At 76.4% G+C, this 18,505-nt stretch carries 14 protein-coding genes; 8 read left to right on the top strand and 6 right to left on the bottom strand.

Annotation, left to right across the window (positions count from 1 at the left end; translation table 11 throughout):
- Nucleotides 1-23: 23 nt before the first annotated feature.
- On the top strand, nt 24-1,496 hold the full coding sequence (locus tag PH190_RS18620; RefSeq protein WP_274233023.1) for an aldehyde dehydrogenase: 1,473 nt from the start codon (nt 24-26) through the stop codon (nt 1,494-1,496).
- Between the two features lie 45 nt (nt 1,497-1,541).
- Here the strand turns inward: PH190_RS18620 and PH190_RS18615 are convergent, their stop codons facing one another.
- Nucleotides 1,542-2,012 carry an Lrp/AsnC family transcriptional regulator gene (locus tag PH190_RS18615; RefSeq protein WP_274233022.1) on the bottom strand — a complete coding sequence of 157 codons (471 nt, stop codon included), beginning with the start codon at nt 2,010-2,012 and terminating at the stop codon, nt 1,542-1,544.
- 128 nt (nt 2,013-2,140) lie between these two features.
- Here PH190_RS18615 and PH190_RS18610 point away from each other — a divergent pair, with 128 nt between their 5' ends.
- Together PH190_RS18610 and PH190_RS18605 are read left to right on the top strand one after the other, a co-directional pair.
- Nucleotides 2,141-4,474, top strand: a complete 2,334-nt coding sequence (locus PH190_RS18610; protein WP_274233021.1) for a transketolase-like TK C-terminal-containing protein — start codon at nt 2,141-2,143, stop codon at nt 4,472-4,474.
- 139 nt (nt 4,475-4,613) lie between these two features.
- On the top strand, nt 4,614-6,056 hold the full coding sequence (locus tag PH190_RS18605; RefSeq protein WP_274233020.1) for a lipase maturation factor family protein: 1,443 nt from the start codon (nt 4,614-4,616) through the stop codon (nt 6,054-6,056).
- Here the strand turns inward: PH190_RS18605 and PH190_RS18600 are convergent.
- Complete coding sequence (locus PH190_RS18600) at nt 6,011-7,672, bottom strand: phytoene desaturase family protein (RefSeq protein ID WP_274233019.1); 1,662 nt, start codon at nt 7,670-7,672, stop codon at nt 6,011-6,013. The two genes, PH190_RS18605 and PH190_RS18600, sit on opposite strands and share 46 nt — an antisense overlap.
- 125 nt (nt 7,673-7,797) lie before the next feature.
- Between PH190_RS18600 and PH190_RS18595 the strand changes: the two genes are divergently transcribed.
- The 4 genes from PH190_RS18595 (at nt 7,798) to PH190_RS18580 (ending at nt 13,792) form a co-directional block, all read left to right on the top strand.
- On the top strand, nt 7,798-11,037 hold the full coding sequence (locus PH190_RS18595) for an ATP-binding protein (RefSeq protein ID WP_274233018.1): 3,240 nt from the start codon (nt 7,798-7,800) through the stop codon (nt 11,035-11,037).
- Between the two features lie 270 nt (nt 11,038-11,307).
- Nucleotides 11,308-12,591, top strand: a complete 1,284-nt coding sequence (locus PH190_RS18590) for an aminotransferase family protein (RefSeq protein ID WP_274233017.1) — start codon at nt 11,308-11,310, stop codon at nt 12,589-12,591.
- Nucleotides 12,588-12,911: a winged helix-turn-helix transcriptional regulator gene (locus PH190_RS18585; protein ID WP_274233016.1), complete on the top strand. Its 324-nt coding sequence runs from the start codon at nt 12,588-12,590 to the stop codon at nt 12,909-12,911. The genes PH190_RS18590 and PH190_RS18585 overlap by 4 nt, the downstream gene beginning before the upstream one ends.
- A 65-nt stretch (nt 12,912-12,976) precedes the next feature.
- Nucleotides 12,977-13,792, top strand: coding sequence for an NAD(P)H-binding protein (locus PH190_RS18580; RefSeq protein WP_274233015.1), 816 nt, complete (start codon nt 12,977-12,979; stop codon nt 13,790-13,792).
- Here PH190_RS18580 and PH190_RS18575 read toward each other — a convergent pair.
- Both PH190_RS18575 and PH190_RS18570 read right to left on the bottom strand, forming a co-directional pair.
- Nucleotides 13,774-14,448 carry a winged helix-turn-helix transcriptional regulator gene (locus tag PH190_RS18575; RefSeq protein ID WP_274233014.1) on the bottom strand — a complete coding sequence of 225 codons (675 nt, stop codon included), beginning with the start codon at nt 14,446-14,448 and terminating at the stop codon, nt 13,774-13,776. The two genes, PH190_RS18580 and PH190_RS18575, sit on opposite strands and share 19 nt — an antisense overlap.
- A 10-nt stretch (nt 14,449-14,458) precedes the next feature.
- Complete coding sequence (locus PH190_RS18570; protein WP_274233013.1) at nt 14,459-15,850, bottom strand: TIGR03086 family metal-binding protein; 1,392 nt, start codon at nt 15,848-15,850, stop codon at nt 14,459-14,461.
- 84 nt (nt 15,851-15,934) lie between these two features.
- Here PH190_RS18570 and PH190_RS18565 point away from each other — a divergent pair, with 84 nt between their 5' ends.
- The gene (locus tag PH190_RS18565; protein WP_274233012.1) at nt 15,935-16,699 is read left to right on the top strand and encodes a LamB/YcsF family protein; all 765 of its coding nucleotides are present in this window, start codon (nt 15,935-15,937) and stop codon (nt 16,697-16,699) included.
- On the opposite strand, the gene PH190_RS18560 is transcribed toward PH190_RS18565, so the two are convergent.
- Together PH190_RS18560 and PH190_RS18555 are read right to left on the bottom strand one after the other, a co-directional pair.
- Entirely contained in the window at nt 16,681-17,670 is a 990-nt protein-coding gene (locus tag PH190_RS18560; RefSeq protein WP_274233011.1) for an LLM class flavin-dependent oxidoreductase, read from the bottom strand. The genes PH190_RS18565 and PH190_RS18560 overlap by 19 nt on opposite strands.
- On the bottom strand, nt 17,667-18,458 hold the full coding sequence (locus tag PH190_RS18555) for an alpha/beta fold hydrolase (RefSeq protein WP_274233010.1): 792 nt from the start codon (nt 18,456-18,458) through the stop codon (nt 17,667-17,669). The genes PH190_RS18560 and PH190_RS18555 overlap by 4 nt, the downstream gene beginning before the upstream one ends.
- Between the last annotated feature and the right edge of the window lie 47 nt (nt 18,459-18,505).

Here is an 18,505-nt window from a genome sequence, read left to right as displayed (position 1 = left end):
CCACGCCGAAGGAGCACGAACCCGTGAGCGAGCTCGAGCAGCTGTCCATGCTGATCGGCGGCAAGCCGACCGGCGCGGTCTCCGGCCGGACCTTCTCCTCGGAGAACCCCTACACCGGGCAGGCGTGGGCGGAGATCCCCGACGGGGGGACCGAGGACGTCGACGCCGCCGTGGCCGCGGCGCGCGCCGCGCTCGACGGCGAGTGGGGGCAGATGACGGGCTTCGCCCGCGCCGCGCGCCTGCGCCGCCTCGCCGACCTCATCACCGAGAACGCCGAGCGCCTCGCCCGCCTCGAGGTCAACGACTCCGGCAAGCTCTACCGCGAGATGCTCGGGCAGCTGCAGGGCCTGGGCGGCTGGTACCACTACTTCGCCGGGCTCGCGGACAAGATCGAGGGCGCGCAGATCCCCTCGCCGAACCCCAACTACCTCGTCTACACCCGCCGCGAGCCGGTCGGGGTCGTCGCGGCGATCACGCCCTGGAACTCGCCGCTGTTGCTGATGAGCTGGAAGGTCGCCCCGGCGCTCGCGGCCGGCTGCACCGTGGTCGTCAAGCCCTCGGAGCACGCGCCGGGCTCGACGCTCGGGTTCGCCGAGCTGATCGCGCAGGCCGGCATCCCCGACGGCGTGGTCAACGTCGTCACGGCGAACTCCGGCGAGGTCGGCGCGCACCTGGCCGCGCACCCGGGCGTGGACAAGGTGGCGTTCACCGGCTCGACCGCGACCGGGCGCAAGGTCGCCGCCGCGGCCGCCGAGAAGCTCCACCCCGCGACGCTGGAGCTGGGCGGGAAGTCGCCGCAAGTCGTGTTCCCCGACGCCGACCTGCAGGCCGCCGCGAACGGGCTGGTCGCGGGCGTGTTCGCCGCGACCGGGCAGACGTGCATGGCGGGCTCGCGGCTGATCGTGCACGCCGACGTCCACGACGAGCTGGTGCGGCTGGTGGCCGAGCGCGCGTCGCAGATCAAGCTCGGCGACCCGTTCGGCGCGGACACCGAGATGGGCCCGGTCGCCAACCGGATGCAGTACGAGAAGGTCGTCGGCTACCTGTCCACGGCGCGCGAGGAGGGCGCGACGATCGCCTACGGCGGGTCGAGCGAGGAGTCGCTGGGCGGCTACTTCGTCCAGCCCACGGTGCTCTCGGTGAAGCCCACCGACACCGTGTTCCGCGAGGAGGTCTTCGGTCCGGTGCTCGCCGCGACCACGTTCACCGACGAGGACGAGGCGATCGAGCTCGCCAACGACACCCCGTACGGCCTGGCCGGCGCGGTGTGGACCAAGGACGTGCACCGCGCCCACCGCGTCGCCGCGCGGATCAAGGCCGGCACGGTGTGGATCAACGCCTACCGCGTCGTCGCCCCCAGCGTGCCCTTCGGCGGGTTCAAGGACTCCGGCGTCGGCCGCGAGAACGGCACCCACGCCATCGACGCCTACCTCGAGACCAAGGCGGTCTGGGTCGAGCTCACCGGCGGCACCCGCGACCCGTTCACCCTCGGCTGACCGGCCTACGTGAGCGAAATTCCCGGCTATGGCCGGGAATTTCGCTCACGTACCGGCGCGGCGCTCCAGGAGGGGGTCGAGGCGGAAGGGGACGAGCTGGCGCATGACGAGCGCGGTGGAGGTCCGCTCGACGCCCGGGACGGCGAGCAGGCTGCCGGCGATCGTGTAGAGCGCGTCGGCGTCGCGGGCGACCACCTGGACGAGCAGGTCGTCGTCGCCCGCGAGGCCCACGACCTCGACGACCTCGGGGATCCGCGCGAGCGCCGTCGTCACCTCGGAGAGCCGGCGCTGGTCGACGCGCGTGGTGACGTAGGCGCGCAGCGGGTGGCCGAGGGCGGCGGGCTCGATGCGACGGCCGAAGTCGCCGAGCACCCCGCGGTCCTCGAGGCGCGCGAGCCGGGCCTGCACGGTGTTGCGGGCGAGCCCGAGGCGCTCGGCGAGCGCGACGACCGTGGCCCGCGGCTCGGCCGCGAGCGCCTGCAGCAGCCGCGCGTCGAGGGCGTCGACGGGTTCCATCCTGCTCACTCCCGCGGGGTCGCGACGGCGTCGCGCTGAACATAGCGCTCAGCCGCGCCGGGACCGCTTGCGCACTTCGACGCGATGACGAACGCTCCGTGCACCGATGTGGATCCCGGAGGCCCTCGATGACGTCCACGCGTCCCGCTCCCGCACCGACCACCCCCGCGCCCGAGCACGAGGCGCTGCAGGCCGTCGAGGACCGGGTGCTGTGGCTGTCCACCGCGATCGTCGATCACGCCAACCGCGTGCGGCCCAACCCGAGCGGGCTCAAGGTGGGCGGGCACCAGGCGTCGTCGGCGTCGATCGTCTCGATCATGACCGCGCTGTGGTTCCACACGCTGCGCCCCGAGGACCGGGTGTCGGTCAAGCCCCACGCCTCGCCGGTGCTGCACGCGATCAACCACCTGCTCGGTGAGCTCGACGCCCGGTACCTCACGACGCTGCGCGAGGCCGGCGGCCTGCAGTCCTACCCCTCGCGCTCGAAGGACCCCGACCCCGTCGACTACTCGACCGGCTCGGTCGGCATCGGCGCGACCGCCCCGATCTGGGGGACGATCGCGCGCCGCTACGTCGAGGGCATCTCGCACACCGCGGGCACGGGCCGGCAGTTCTCGCTGGTCGGGGACGCGGAGCTCGACGAGGGCGCGGTGTGGGAGGCCGTGCTCGACCCGATGGTCCGCGAGCTCGGCGAGGTCTGCTGGATCGTCGACTTCAACCGCCAGTCGCTCGACCGCGTCGTCCCCGACATCTCCGCGACCCGGCTGCACGGCCTGTTCTCCGCGGCCGGCTGGCAGGTCATCACCGTCAAGTACGGGCGGCTGCTCGCCGAGCTCTACGCCAAACCCGGCGGCGACGCCCTGCGCCGGCGCATCGACGAGATGACCAACCCCGAGTACCAGCGCCTCCTGCGCTGCACCCCGCTGCAGCTGCGCGAGCGCCTGCCCGGCGACGGGCCGGACGCGGATGCGATCTCGGGCCTGCTCCGCGAGGTCGACGACGGCGCGGTGCACGCGGCGATCCGCAACCTCGGCGGCCACGACCTCGGCGCGCTCGCCGACGCCTACGACGCCATCGACGACGCCCGCCCCACCGTGATCTTCGCGTACACGGTGAAGGGCTACGGCCTCGCGACGCAGGGCCACCCGCAGAACCACTCCAGCCTGCTCACCGAGACCCAGATGCGCGCGCTCGCGACGGGGCTGGGCACCGACCTCGACGACCCCTGGGCGCCGCTGCCCGACGGTCCCGCCGCCGACCTGTGCCGCACCGTCGCCGAACGCCTGCGCCGCCGCCCGGCCGCCCCGGCCCCGCCGCCGGAGGTCCCCACCGACCTCGACCGCACGCCCACCGGCACCGGGCACACCCAGCAGGCGCTCGGCCGGGCACTGCTCGACCTCACGCGCTCGGCGCCCGAGGCCGCCCGACGGGTGGTGACGGTCAGCCCCGACGTCACGTCGTCGACGAACCTCGGCGGCTGGCTGAACAAGGTCGGCTCGTGGTCGCCGCACGAGCGGCGCGACTGGTTCGCCGACGACGCCGAGACGATCCTGCACTGGCACGAGCTGCCCAGCGGCCAGCACATCGAGCTCGGGATCGCCGAGACCAACCTCGTCGGGCTGCTCGGCGAGCTCGGCGCGACGTGGTCGCGGTGGGGCGAGCCGCTGCTGCCGATCGGGGTGCTCTACGACCCGTTCGTCTCGCGCGCCCTCGAGCCGTGGGCGTTCGGGATGTACGCGGGCGGGCAGTCGATCCTCGTCGGCACGCCGTCCGGGGTGTCGCTGGCGCCCGAGGGCGGCGCGCACCAGTCGATCACCACGCCGTCGATCGGCCTCGAGCAGCCCGGCTGCGTGGCGTTCGAGCCGGCGTTCGGGGTCGAGGTGGGCTGGTGCCTGCTCGACGGGCTGGCGCGCCTCGGCCGGCCCGGCGGGTCGTCGACCTACCTGCGCCTGTCGACCGTGCCCGTCGACCAGAGCCTCGCCGCCGTCCCGAGCGACCCGGCCGCCCGCGCGCAGCGGCGCCGCGAGGTCACCGCCGGCGCCTACCTGCTGCGCCGGGCGCCGGGCACCCCGCAGGTGACGATCGCGGTGATGGGCCCGCTGGTCGGCCAGGCGCTCGCGGCCGCCGACCGCCTCGGTGACCGGGGCGTCGGCGCCGACGTCGTCGTCGTGACCAGCCCGGACCGGGTCTTCCGCGCCCTGCGCGCCCGCACCGCGGCGACCGGGCCGACCGAGGACGCGCCGAGCTGGGTCCTCGACGCCGCCTTCCCCGCCGACCGGGCGGCGAAGCTGGTGACGGTGCTCGACGGCCACCCGCACACGCTGGCGTTCCTGGCCGGCATCCACCGCGTGCGCGCGGCGCACCTCGGCGTCACGGACTTCGGCCGCTCGTCGGACCTCGCCTCGTCCTGGGCCCACCACCACCTCGACACCGACGCGATCGTCGCCGCCGCCCTGACCTGACCCCCAGCGGCGCACGGGGTGTGCCAGCGTGGCGTCCACGCTGGCACTCAACGCCAGGAAAGCCACCTCGATCACCGGGCACGCATCGTCCGAGCGGCCCAGCGGGTACACGGCGCCTTCACCTGCGGAGGGAGGCGCCGTGCTCGACTGGCTCGCCGCGCCCGACCACGCCACCGCCCGCTGGGTGCTCCAGCACCTCGTCGCGCTGGTCTACGTCATCGCCTTCACCGTCGCGCTGGCGCAGTTCCGGCCCCTGATCGGCGAGCGCGGCCTGACCCCGATCCCCCGCTTCCTCGCGCGCACGACCTTCCGCCGCCACCCCAGCGTCTTCCACCTGCGCTACTCCGACACCCTCTTCCGCGTCGTCGCCGGCACCGGCCTCGTGCTCGCCGTCGCCGCCCTCGCCGGCGCCACCGACGTCCTGCCCCTCGGCGCCGGGCTCGCGCTGTGGGGCCTGCTCTGGGTGCTCTACCTGTCGATCGTCACCGTCGGGCAGGTCTGGTACGGCTTCGGCTGGGAGTCGCTGCTGCTCGAGGCCGGGTTCCTCGTGACGTTCCTCGGCCCGGCCGACGTCGCCCCGCCCGCGCCGATCCTCTGGCTGCTGGTGTGGCTCCTCTTCCGCGTCGAGCTCGGCGCCGGCCTGATCAAGATGCGCGGCGATCCCTGCTGGCGCGACCTCACCTGCCTCGACTTCCACCACGAGACCCAGCCGCTCCCGAGCCCGACGAGCTGGTGGTTCCACCACCTGCCGCGCCCGCTGCACCGCGTCGAGGTGCTCGCCAACCACGTCACCCAGCTCGCCGTCCCGTTCCTGCTCTTCCTCCCCCAGCCGGTCGCGTCGATCGCGGCCGCGGTCGTCGTCGTCACCCAGGGCTGGCTCGTGAGCAGCGGCAACTTCGCGTGGCTCAACTTCCTGACGATCTCGCTGGCCTTCGCGGCGATCGACGACGCGCGCCTGCGCTGGCTGCTGCCGGTCCCGCTGCCCGAGCCCGCGCCGCTGCCGACGTGGTTCGCCGGCGTCGTGCTGGCGGTGACGGGGCTGATGCTGGCGCTGTCGGTGTGGCCGGCGATGAACATGCTCAGCCCGCGGCAGAAGATGAACGCCGGCATCACGCCGGTGCACCTCGGCAACAGCTACGGGGCGTTCGGTTCGGTGACCCGCGAGCGCGACGAGGTCGTCCTCGAGGGCACCGACGACCCCGACGGCGCCGACACCGCGACGTGGCTCGAGTACGAGTTCCGCTCCAAGCCCGGCGACCCGTACCGGCGCCCGCCCCAGACCGCGCCCTACCACCGGCGGCTGGACTGGCTGATGTGGTTCGCGCCGCTCGCCCCGCGGATGGCGCGCACCTGGCTGCCGACGCTGCTCGACCGCCTGCTCGAGGCCGACCGCCCGACGCTGCGGCTGCTGCGCCACGACCCGTTCGACGGCGAGCGCCCGGCCTGGGTGCGGGCGCGCCTCTACCGCTACCGCTTCACCACCCGCGCCGAGCGCCGCGCGACCGGGGCCTGGTGGCACCGCGAGCTGATCGGCGACTACCTGCCCGCGAGGACCCTGCGCCGCTCGTCGGCGGCGCCGTAGACCAGCCGGTGCCCGGCGCGGATGCCCGCGGCGTAGATGCGGCCCAGACGCCCCGCCCGCGCCAGCGCCGCTCGTGCCGCGTTCGCGCCCGGCGCGCCGTGGACCGCGCCCGCCGGGTGGGCCGTCGCCCCGGCGAGGAACAGGCCGTCGACGACGGTGTCGGGCCGGCCGAGGCCGGGGGTCGGGCGGAACACGAGCATCTGGTGGATCTGCGCGGTGCCGGCCATGAGCGCGCCGGAGACCAGCGACGGGTTGCGGGCCTGCAGGTCCGCCGGGCGGGAGACGGTGCGCCGGAGGACGAGGTCGGAGAAGCCGGGTGCGTGGTGCTCGATCCAGGCCGTCATCCGCCGGACCTGCTCGTCGAGCTCGGCGTCCGAGTGCTCGCGCGAGTGCGGCAGGTGCGTGTACGCCCAGACCGACTCGGTGCCCGCCGGCGAGCGCGTCGGGTCGGCGAGGGTCATCTGCCCGAGCAGCATGAACGGGTTCGCGGGCATGCGGCCGGCGTCGAGGTCGGCGCCGAAGTCGACGAGCCCGGTGACGTCGCCGCCGAGGTGCACGGTGCCCGCGGCGCGGGCCTCGGGCGCGGTCCACGGGATCGGGCCGGACAGGGCCCAGTCGACCTTGAGGATCGCGTCGTCCCACTGGAAGCGCTCGAGGTCGGCGACGAGGCGGGCCGGCAGGTGCTCGTCGCCGACGAGGTCACGCAGCAGGAGGGGCGCCGGGACGTCGGCGAGCACGGCCCGCCGCGCCCGCACCACGCCGCCCTCCGCGTCCACCACCCCGACGGCCCGGCCGCCCTCGACGAGCACGCGGGTCACGGGCCGGCGGCTGTGCACCGCGCCGCCCCGGGACGCGAGGCGCGCGACGAGGGCCCGCGCGATCGACCGCGACCCGCCCACCGGCACCGGGAACCCGACGTCCTGGGCGAGCATCGACAGCAGCCAGCCGAAGGCCGTGCTCGCGGTCTGGGTGACGCCGAGGTCGGTGTGCAGGGCGTTGCCGGCGATGAGCGCCCGCGCCCCCTCGCCGCGGAACTCCTCCTGCCCGAAGCGCGTCGCCGGCAGCAGCATCCGCCGGGCCAGGCGCAGCGCGTCGGGGCCGCCGAGGGTCCGGAGCACCGTCGCCGCGTCCTTGACCGGCGGGAACGGGCCGAGGAACGCGGCGATCAGCGGGTCGCGCAGCTGCTGCCACTCGTCGGCGAGCCGCCGCCAGGCGTCGCCGTCACCGGGCGCGAAGCGGTCGACCGACGCCGCGGTGACGTCGAGGTCGCGCGAGAGCAGCACGCCCCGGTCGTCGGGCAGGACGTGGGCCAGCGGCTCGTGCGGGTGGCTCCACACCAGGCCGTGCTCGCCGAGGTCGAGCCCGCGCAGCACCGGCGAGACGTAGCCCATGGGGTGGAACGCGCTGCCGAGGTCGTTGAGGAAGCCGGGCTCGGTGATCTCCTCGGTGCGCGTGGCCCCGCCCGGCGCATCGGAGGCCTCGAGGACCGTGACGCTCCAGCCGGCGTCGGCGAGCAGGTTGGCCGCCACCAGCCCGTTGTGCCCGGCGCCGACGACCACCGCGTCGGCGGTCTCCGTGCCGGTGGTCAGGGCGGTGGCACCCGGGGCCGATGTCATGGGCGCAGTGTTCCCGGTCGCCGGGCCCGCGCCCCGGCCAGGCGCCGGAGCCGATCGATTCGTCCACTCGGCCGCACCGGGGATTCCGCCGGAGGACGTAGGCTTCCGCGGAGCGATCACGTGACGTGACGTCCGGGGGGATGATGGCGTCGATCGGGATCCGGCTGTTCGGCGAGGTGGCCGTCGTGCGCGACGGGCTCCCGGAGCCGCGCCGCAGCCGCACCCACACCGCGCTGCTCGGGCTCCTCGCCCTGCACACGGGCGTGGCCGTCGACGGCGACGCGCTCATCGACGCGGCGTGGGGCGAGGACCTGCCGCAGAACCCGCGGGGCGCCCTCCAGGTCGCGCTCACCCGGCTGCGCGCGTGGCTCGGCGCGCGTCCCGAGCCGTGGATCACCGCGAGCAACGGCCTGTACACGCTGCACCTCCCGCGGGACGCCGTCGACCTCCTGCGCTTCGACCGTCTCGCCGACCTCGCCCGGCGCGGCGGGGACCTCGCCGCCCACGAGGCGGCCCGGGCCGCCTGGCACGGGACGCCCTTCCTCGGGCTGGACACCGACCGGCTCGCGGCGGCCCGGAGCAGCGCGCAGCACCGTCGACGGGCCCTCGTCGTCCGCCACGCCGGGCTGCTCCTCGACGCCGGTCGCCCCGGCGACGCCGTCGACCTCCTGGCCGGGGAGGACCGCCTGGACGAGGAGCTCTCGACGCTGCTCGTCCGGGCGCTGCGCGACGCCGGGCGGCGCCGCGACGCCGTCGAGACCTACCTCGACGTCCGCCGGCGGCTCCGCGAGGAGCTCGACGTGGAGCCGGGCCCGGAGCTGCGGTCGCTCTACGGCTCGCTCGCCGCGGCGCGCCCGCGTCCCGAGCCGGCCCCGCCACCCGAGCTCGTCGGGCGCGACGCCCTCGCGGGCACCGTCCTCGACGCCCTGCACGGTGACGGCCGGCTGATCGTCCTGCACGGGCGCGCGGGCGCCGGGAAGACCGCCGTGCTGCGCGCCGTCGTCCACACCGCGCGGACCCGGGGCGCCTCGACCGCGGCGTCGGCGTGGGGCGAGCACGACACCCCCGCCGCGCCCTGGCACGAGGTGCAGGGCGACCTCGGCATCCGGGGCCCCGCGCCGGACCGCGACCTCGGGCCCTGGCTCCACGCCCGGCTCGGCCACCGTGCCCGGGACGCGCCGGTGCTGGTGGCCCTCGACGACGCGCACCGCGCCGACTCCGCCTCGCTCGACGTGCTGCGCACCCTGGCGCGCCGCGGCCTGCCCGCCGGGGTCGTCCTGGTCGTCGCGGCCCGCCGCCCCGACGCCGTGCCGCACCCGCGCTGGGAGCGGGCCCTCGCCGAGCTGCGGGGACACGACGCCGTCGACACCGCCGAGGTCGGGCCCCTGGCGCCGGAGGCCGTCGCCGTCCTCGTCCGGCGCCGCCTCGCCCACCTCCACCCGGACGACGACCTCGTCGCCGCCGTCGTCCACCGCTCGGGCGGCCTCGCCCTGCACGTCACCGCGCTGCTCGACCTGCTCGCGCGCACCACCACCCTCGACGAGGCCCGGCACGCGGTCACCGCGGTGCCCGACCAGGTGCGCGCCGTGGTCGGTCACCAGGCCGCCCAGCTCCCCGACGCGGCGCGCCGGGCCCTCGAGGCGCTCGCGGTGCTGCACCCGGTCGAGCTCGCCGACCTGGCCGACGTGTTGGGACGGCGCCCGCTCGACGTCGCCGACGACCTCGAGGTCGCCGCGCGCGCCGGGCTCGTCGCCGGCGAGGGCGACCGCTACGTGCTGCGCCACGACCTCGACGCCGACGTCCTGCGGGCGGGCGTGCCCCCGGTCCGCGCCGCCCACCTGCACCTCGCCCGCCTCGAGGCGCTCGGCGACGACGCGGACGCGTTCACGGTGCTGCGCCACACCGAGGGCGCCGCGTCGCTGCTGGCGCCGGCCCGGCGCGCCGCGGCGCAGGTCGACGCGGGCGTCGCGTCCTACCGTCGGCGCGCGCTCCCCGAGGCGCTGGCCCTGTTCGACGAGGCGCTCCCGGGCGCCGAGGGCGGGGCCCGCGTCCGGCTGCTCGGGCACCGCGCGCTCTGCCGGTCCGCGGTGCGGGGGACCGACGACGACCTGGGCGCCGCGCCGGTCGAGGACCTCGACGACGCCCTCGACGGCGCGCTCGACGCGGCCCTGGCCGCCGGGGACGACGAGCTCGCGGCGCTCGTCGCGATCGGCGACGAGCCGCTCGGGCTCTCGGTGCAGGGCGACCCGCGTCGCCACGCCCGGCTGCACCGTCTGCTCGACCGGCCGCTGGCGCCCCGCCTCCGGCTCGACCTGCTCGTCGCCACCGTGCGCGAGGCCTCGGCGACCGCGCAGGACGACGCCCCGGCCCTCGTCGCCGAGGCGCGGGCGCTGGCCGACGCCCTGGCCAGCGACGACCCCGAGGTGCAGGCCCGTGTCCGGGCGCTCGAGGTCCGCCACCTCGCCGACGCGACGTGCACCGGGCTCGAACGGCTGGCCCTCGCCGCGGACGCCCACCGGCTCGCGCTCGCGACCGACGACCCGTCCCTGCACCTCGACGGCACCGAGCTGCTCATGACCGCCGAGCTCACCGTCGGCCACACGGAGAAGGCCCACAAGCTGCGCGTCGAGCTCGAGACCGCCGCCGAGCGGTGGTTCCGCCCGCGGTCGATCTGGGCCGCCCAGACCACCGAGGCCGCGATGCTGCTGGCCGAGGGCGATCCGGGCGCCGACGCCGCGGCGGCCCGCGCGGCGCAGCGGGGGCAGGCGCTCGAGCTCCCGGCCGCGCCCTACGCCGCGGGCGCCCACCTGCTCGTCCAGCACCTGCTGCTCGGCACCGTGGCCGACCTCGCGCCCCTCGCCGCGCACGCCGCGACCCAGGCGCTCAACACCGGGGCGTGGTCCGCCGCGGCGGCCTACGCCGCGTCGTGCGCCGGGGACGACGAGCGGGCGCGCGGGCACCTCGCGGAGTACGCGCGGCGGGCGGTCAACCCGGCGATGTGGTTCGCGCGCGCGGCGGCGGCGATGGCGTCGGCGGCCGCCTTCCGTCTCGGGGACCGCGCCACCGCGGCCCACGTCCGCGCCGTGCTGCCCGCGGACCCGGACGCGGCCGTCCTCGTCGGCTTCGGCGGCGCGGTCCTCGGCCCGGTGACGCTGTGGACGGGACTCGCGGCCCGGACCCTCGACGACCCCGACACGGCCGAGCGGGACTGGACCGCCGCCGTCGCCCTCGCCGACCGCGCCGGCTGGACCCCCTGGGCGGCGGCCGCCCGGCGGTGCCTCGCGTCGCTGACCGACCCGGCCGCGCCGCTGCCGCTGGGGCTGGGCGGTGCGGTGGCACGAGACCGTCCGCCGCGTAGCCGGTGATCGTGAGCGACGCACTCGGCGACCTCGGCGTGCTCGAGGCGTCCGACATCGCCGACGCGGTCGTGTCCGTGGTCGCCCGCGCCGGGTCGCGGCCAACGAGGACCTCGCGCGGCCGGTGGAGCTGGCGTGATCACGGTCCGGGTGACGAAGGGCCGCACATCTGCGGGCCTGCGCCACCGAGAACGCGATCACCGTCCGTGAGAGGGCGGGAGCAGATCGCGAGCACGTCAGGGGTGCCGCCGCACGCGCCGAGCGCGGAGAATCCGCCCCATGAGCACCCGCCTGTGGCATCCGTTCTCCGACATGGCGGCCGTGGACGGCCACGAGTTCGTCGTCGACCGGGGCGAGGGGCCCTGGGTCTTCGACGAGGCCGGGCAGCGCTACCTCGACGGCTGCGCGAGCCTCTGGTACGCCAACATCGGCCACGGTCGGCAGGAGCTCGCCGAGGTCGCGATGGCCCAGATGGGCAAGCTCGAGGCGTACTCGTGCTTCGCCGACATCGCCAACCGCCCGGCGCTCGAGCTCGCCGACCGTCTCGCCGGGCTCGCCCCCGTCGACGACGCCCGGGTCTTCTTCGGGTCGGGCGGCGCGGACGCGATCGACACCGCGGTCAAGCTCGCCCGCGGCTACTGGCAGGCGCGCGGCGAGCACCGGCGGGTGCACGTCGTGTCCCGCGAGACCGGCTACCACGGCACCCACGGCTACGGGACCTCGATCACCGGCATCCCGCCGAACCGCGAGGGCTGGGGCGTGCTGGCCGGCGAGAACACGGTGGCGCCGCTGCACGACCTCGACGGCGTCGAGAAGGTCTTCGCCGACGTCGGGCCGGAGCGGATCGCCGCGTTCGTCATCGAGCCGGTCACGGGCGCGGGCGGGGTGCACCTGCCCGTCGACGGCTACGTCGAGGGCGTCGCCGAGCTCTGCCGGCGCCACGGCGTGCTCCTGATCATCGACGCCGTCATCTGCGCCTTCGGGCGCCTCGGCACCTGGTTCGGCATCGAGCGCTTCGGCGTCCGGCCGGACATGATCACCTTCGCGAAGGGCGTCACCAGCGGCTACCTGCCGCTCGGCGGCGTGATCGCGTCGGGCGACGTCGCGGCCCCGTGGTGGACGACGCCGGGCGAGCGCACCCTGCGCCACGGCCCGACCTACTCCGGGCACCCGACGGCCTGCGCGGTCGGCCTCGCGACGCTCGACATCTACGAGCGCGAGGGGCTCATCGAGCGCGGCCAGGAGCTCGAGAACCCGCTGTTCGAGGCCCTCGCGCCGCTGACCTCGCACCCCTACGTCCATGAGGTCCGCGCCGGGTTCGGCTTCCTCGCGGCGATCGAGCTCGAGCAGGAGATCCTCGACGGCGTCCCGGACGCCCCGAACGTCCTGCTGCGCGCCGTGCGCAAGGCGGGGGTGCTGGTGCGCGGGCTCGGCAAGGGCATCGCGGTCTCGCCGCCACTGGTCGTCGGGCAGGAGGAGATCGACCTGCTCGCCCACGCGATCCGGGCCGGGCTGGAGGACCTCCCGGTCGAGAGCCCGGTGCCGTCCGCCCCCGGCGCGTGAGCACGCCCGCGCCCGACGTCCTCCTCGCCGACTGCCCGGCGCGGTCGGCGCTCGAGCTGATCGCCGACACGTGGTCGGTGGTCGTGCTCGTCGGGCTGGCGCACGGGTCGCAGCGGTACTCGACGCTGCTGGAACGGGCCGGCGGGATCAGCAAGAAGATGCTGACACAGACGCTGCGCCGTCTCGGCGACGCCGGTCTGGTCGCCAGGCCGGCGACCCGCGGCGGCGACTACCGGCTCACCGAGCTCGGCGTCTCCCTGCTCGGCCCGATCACCGCGCTCACGGCGTGGGCCGAGGAGCACGCGCACGAGCTCGCCTGAGGGCACCTCGGGGTTCCCTCGCCGTCCCTAGCGTCGGTCCCACCGGCGAGGACGAGGAGGGACCGATGGCCGACACCGTGCTGGTCGCGGGCGCGACCGGCAACGTGGGCACCGAGGTGGTGCGCGCGCTCTCCGGGACGCGCGAGGTCCGGGCGCTGTCGCGGCGGGGGACGGCGGTCGGGGGCGCCGTGCCGGTGGCCGGCGACCTCGGGGACCGCGGCTCCCTCAGCGGAGCATGGGACGGCGTCGACGCCGTGTTCCTGCCGGCCGGGCACCCGGTCGGGCTGCTCGACGACATGCGCGCCGCCGGCGTGCGCCGGGTGGTGCTGCTCTCGACCGGCGCGGTGGTGGGCGGCGACCTCGACAACGCCGTCACCCGCTTCAACGTCGTCTCCGAGGCCGCCGTGCGGGACGCGGGCCTGGAGTGGGTCGTGCTGCGGCCCAGCGGCTTCATGTCCAACGCCCTGCAGTGGGCGCCGCTGCCCGTCGACGGCGTCGTCCGCGAGCCGTTCGCCGACGTCCCGGTCGCCGTGATCGACCCCGCCGACATCGGCGCCGTCGCCGCCCGCGCGCTCGCCGACCCGGACCTCGCCGGCCGCAGCCTGCGCCTCACCGGCCCCGAGGCCACGCGGCCCGCCGACCGCCTCGCCGTGCTCGCCGAGCTCCTCGGCCGCGACCTGCGCCTCGACCCCGAGCCCGACGACGAGGCCCGCGCACGGATGACCGCCGCGATGCCCGAGCGCTACGTCGACGCCTTCTTCCGCTTCTTCCGCGGCGGCGAGTACGACGACGGCCACGTGACCACCGCCGTCCCCGACCTCCTCGGGCGCCCGGCCCGGACCTTCCGGCAGTGGGCGCAGGCTCACCGCGCCGCGTTCTGACGCCCGCCCAGCGCGGCGGCGAGCCGCCGGCGCGCCCCGGGGTCCCCGGTGACCGCGAGCCGGCCCTCGGCGACCAGCTCCCGGGCGCGCCCGGCGTCGCGCACCGCCGCCACCAGGGCCGGCGGGTCACCGGCGACGACCACGTCCGACGCCCCGTCCGGCGACCCGTCGGGGCCGACGTGCGCCACCCCGCCCGGCCCGAGCCGCAGCCACACCGGCGGCGTGTCGGGCGCGCGGACGTCGAACCGGACGACGAGGTCGGCGTCGAGCGCCTCGGGGACCAGCAGCACCTCGAGGGCGAGCACCAGCCACTGCGGCCGGAACGCCAGCCCGTCGGCGTCGTCGGGGAGGCGCGCGAGCCCGAACCGGGCGAGCGCCTCGACGACGGGGCGCAGCTCCTCGCCGGCGGCGGTGAGCCGGTAGGTGCGGGTGCGCCCGTCGCCCGCCCCCGCGACGGGCGCCACCAGGCCCGCCGCCTCGAGGTCGCGCAGGCGCCCGGCGAGGAGGTTGGTGGCGATGCCGGGCAGGTCCCGGGTCAGCTCGCCGTAGCGGCGCGGGCCGGCCAGCAGCTCGCGGACCAGCAGCAACGTCCACCGGTCGCCGACGACGTCGAGCGCGGACGCGACGGCGCAGAACTGTCCGTACGTCGCCGCCACGCCCCCGAGCCTAGGTCGTCACCGGCGGGCGCCAGCCCGGGTCGCGGCCGGTGAGGGCGAGCAGCCGGTCCCCCGCCGACGCGCCCGGGCCGGCGTCGAGCCGGGCGGCGAACGCGGCGCCGGGGCCCCAGGCGAGGTCGGGGAACGCGGACACCACGCGCTCGGCGGCCGTCGCCAGGTCCTCGTCGAGGCGGTAGGGCAGGCCGGCGGCGCGGGCGAGGTCCCAGCCGTGGACGAGCACGTCGGCGAAGTGCACGGCCAGGGATGCGCGGGCGGAGCGCTGCTGCCCGCCGAGGTCGAAGCGCGCGTCGGTGGCGGCCGGGCGCGCGTGGGCGGCGAGCACGGCCTCGCCGGAGCGGCGCAGATCCCGACCGGCGTCGGGCCCGCCCAGCACGGCGAGCTGGGCACGGTCGTTCTCGACGAGGTGGTCGACGACGTCGCGCACGCTCCACCCGGCGCACGGGGTCGGCGCCGTCCACCGGCGGCGCGGGATCGCCTCGGCGACGGCGGCGGTCGCGGCGAGGGCGCGGCGGTCGAGGTCGAGCAGGTCGGGAGCGGACGGCATCGTCAGCACGCGCTCGGCGACCGCGGCCGGGGCGTCGACCTGCACGTAGTGCCCGGCGTGCGGGACGAGGGTCAGCTCGGCGTCGGCGAACCACCCGGCGAGGGCGCGCGCCACCCGCGGGTTCAGGTACGGGTCGTCGGCGCCGAACACCACGCGCACCGGCACCCCCAGCCGCGCGAGATCCCGCGCGCGTCGCCGCCGGTCGAGCAGGGTGCGGGGCAGGTCGGCGTTGAGGCGCCAGAACGCCTCGCGCGCCGGGACGAAGTCGGCGTAGAGCCGCGGGACCAGCTCGGCGCGGGCCGTGTCGTCGGTGATGAACCGCCCGACCTGCCAGTGGAAGAGCCACCGGTCGAGGCGCGGCGCTCGACGGGCGACGGCGCGCGCCAGGGCCCGCAGGCCGGGCGTCGAGAACAGGGTGATCGCTTCGGGGGCCCGCATCGTCGGCGTCCACCCGTAGTAGGTGTTGAGCAGGACGAGGCCGGCGACGCGGTGCGGCGCGAGCAGCGCGAAGTCGATCGCCGGCGGCCCGGACGCGTCGTGGGCGACGAGCACGACCGGCCCGTCGGCGACGGCGTCGACGACCGCGGCGAGCTCGGCGGTCTGGTCGTGGGCGCTGCGCGGGTGTCCGGGCGGCTTGTCGGAGGCGCCCCAGCCGAGGAAGTCGAAGCGCACGACGTGGCGCCCCGCCAGGTACGGCAGGAGGCGGTCGTGGAGCAGGCGGTCGTCGGGGAAGCCGTGGAGCAGCACGATCGTCGGGCCGCTGCCGGGCTCCTGCTCGACGTGGAGGGCGTGGCCGCGGTGGGTGACGGTCGCGGTGTCCGGGTTGGTCGTCGACATGCGCGCATCGCACCGCGACTCACTTGAAAAAGTCAAGCTATCTCGTCCGTTCCCGTCGCCGATGCCTTCTGGTGCGATGGGCCCATGCAGACACGCGTCGATCTCAACGCCGACGCCGGCGAGAGCCTCGGGCGCTGGAAGCTCGGGCACGACAGCGAGCTGATGGTCCACATGACCTCGGTGAACGTCGCCTGCGGCTACCACGCGAGCGACCCGGTGACGATGCGCGACTCGGTGCGCACCGCGGTCGCCACCGGCACGGCGATCGGCTCCCACCCGGGGCTGCCCGACCTCGTCGGCTTCGGCCGCCGGCGGATGGCGCTGCGCCCCGACGAGACCGCCCAGCTCGTGCTCTACCAGACCGGTGCGCTGCAGGCGACGGCCCGCGCGGAGGGCGCCGAGGTCGTGCACGTCAAGCCGCACGGCGCGCTCTACGGCATGGCGTTGACCGACCCCGACATCACGTCGGCGATCACCGAGGCCGTCCTGCGCCTCGATCCCGGTCTCATGATCTTCTGGCTCGCCGGGCCGACCGCGGAGCTCGCCCGCTCGCTGGGCGCGACCGTGGCCCGCGAGGGCTTCGCCGACCTCGAGTACACCGACGAGGGGCACATCATCGTCGAGCCCGAACCGAAGGCGAAGGACCCCGACGCCGTCGCCCAGCAGGCCGTCGACCTCCTCGAGGGGCACGTGACGTCGACGACGGGCAAGCACCTCGACGTCGAGGTCGACACCATCTGCCTGCACGGCGACCGGCCCAACTCCGTCGAGATCGCCGAGGCGCTCGTGCGGCGCCTCGACGACCTCGGGGTCGAGCGCGTGCCGGCGGGTCAGCTGCTGCGCGGCTGAGGGGCGAGCGCCTCGAGGGCGTGGTCGAGCTCCTCGACCGGCCGCCCCGGCGGCAGCACGATCGCCGGCTCCTCGGCGCCGGCGGCCCGCCAGCGCTCGAGGGCGGCACGCCCCGCCTCGGCGTCGCCGCAGATCGTGAGCTCCTCGAGGAGCACGTCCGCGCTCTCCGGGACCTCCGTGGTGCGCGCGGTCGGGTTGGCGGCCACGACCTCGTCGACGGCGGCGCCGAAGCCGTGCGCGCGCAGCGTGTGCGGGTACAGCGGACCCATCGAGGTCAGGTAGAAGGCCACCCACCAGGACGCCGTCGCGCGGGCGACGCCCGGGTCGGCGGCGACCGCGGCGGGCACGGCCGGGCACACGACGGGGACGGTGTCCCGGCCGGCCTGCGCCGCGCCCGCGCGCAGCTCCTCCCGCAGGCGCCCGAGCGCGGACACCGGCACGAAGAACGGGTCCCACCCGTCGGCCAGCGCGCCGGCCCGGCGGATCGAGCGCGGTCCGAGGGCGGCGAGGTGCAGGGCCACGTGCGGGCACGGGGGAACGGCCAACCGCAGGCCCCGCGCTCCCGTGGTCGGCTCGAGCCGCTCGCCGTTCAGCAGGCGGCGGACCTGCACGGTGACGGCGGCGAGGTGCTCGACGGGCCGGTCGAAGGCGACGTCGTGGAGGCCCTCGGCGAGCGCCGGGCTCCCGGCGCCGAGACCGAGCCGGAACCGCCCGCCCGACACGGCGTCCACGCTCGCCGCGAGCATCGCGATCGTCGCGGCGCTGCGGCCCCAGGTGTTCATGACGCCGATGCCGAGGCCGATCCGGTCCGTCGCCCCGGCCACCTCGGCGAGCAGGACGCCGGCGTCCCACCCCCACGCCTCGGCCACCGAGAACGTGGCGTAGCCGAGCTCCTCGGCGCGCCGGGCGACGTGCAGCACGACGTCCCGGCGGGTCTCCATCGGCGTCAGGCCGACCCCGAGCCCGGTCACGACGCCGCCAGGAACGCCGTGACCAGCGGGTTCACCAGGTCCGGGCGCACGAGCGGGGCCATGTGCCCGCCCCCGTCGACCGTCGCGGACCGCCAGGCGGGACGGGCCGCGGCCAGGACCTCGACCACCTCGCGGATCGGGCGGCGGGTGGCGGGGTCGTGGACGACGAGGGTCGGGACGTCGTGCGGGGCGACGTCGTCGATGGTCATCGCCGGGTCGGTGACCGCGTCCCACTCGTGACGGTTCGGCGGCAGCGCGGCGACGAACGCGGCGCGCCGGGACGCGGACATCGCGTCCCAGGAGCCGTCGCCGAGCCAGTAGTCGGCGAAGCGCGGGGCGGCCTCGGTCCAGGTGCCGGCGGTGCCGTGGCGCTGGACGTGGTCGCGCAGGGCGCACGCCTCGGCGAAGGCGTCGTCGCGGCCGTCCCGGGCGAGCAGCGCGACGGGGTTCGGCTCGAGCAGGACGAGGGCCCGCACGCGGTCGCCGAGCTCGACCGCCGCGCGCATCGCGACCGCGCCGCCGAAGGAGTGCCCGACGAGCGCGACCGGCTCGTCGACCCCCTCCAGCACGGCGTGGACCAGGGCGGCCTGGTCGGTGAGGCGCTGCGGGCCGGCCCCGTCGAAGGGCGGGGTGGCGCCGTAGCCGAGGAGGTTCGGCGCCAGCACGCGGTGGCGGTCCCGCAGGTCGGCGACGAGCGCCTTCCACTGCCGGTTGCCGCTGACCGAGCTGTGCAGCAGGACGACCGGCGGCCCCGCGCCGGCCTCGAGGACGTCGACCCCCGTTCCCATCCGGTCGACGCTAGCGTGATCCGCGTCACCGAGGAACGCCCGGAGGA

This window comes from Actinomycetospora straminea, from assembly GCF_028737255.1.
Taxonomy (GTDB): domain Bacteria; phylum Actinomycetota; class Actinomycetes; order Mycobacteriales; family Pseudonocardiaceae; genus Actinomycetospora; species Actinomycetospora straminea.
The sequence above is the reverse complement of the archived record's forward strand: the minus strand, read 5'-3'. Positions and strand labels throughout refer to the sequence as shown.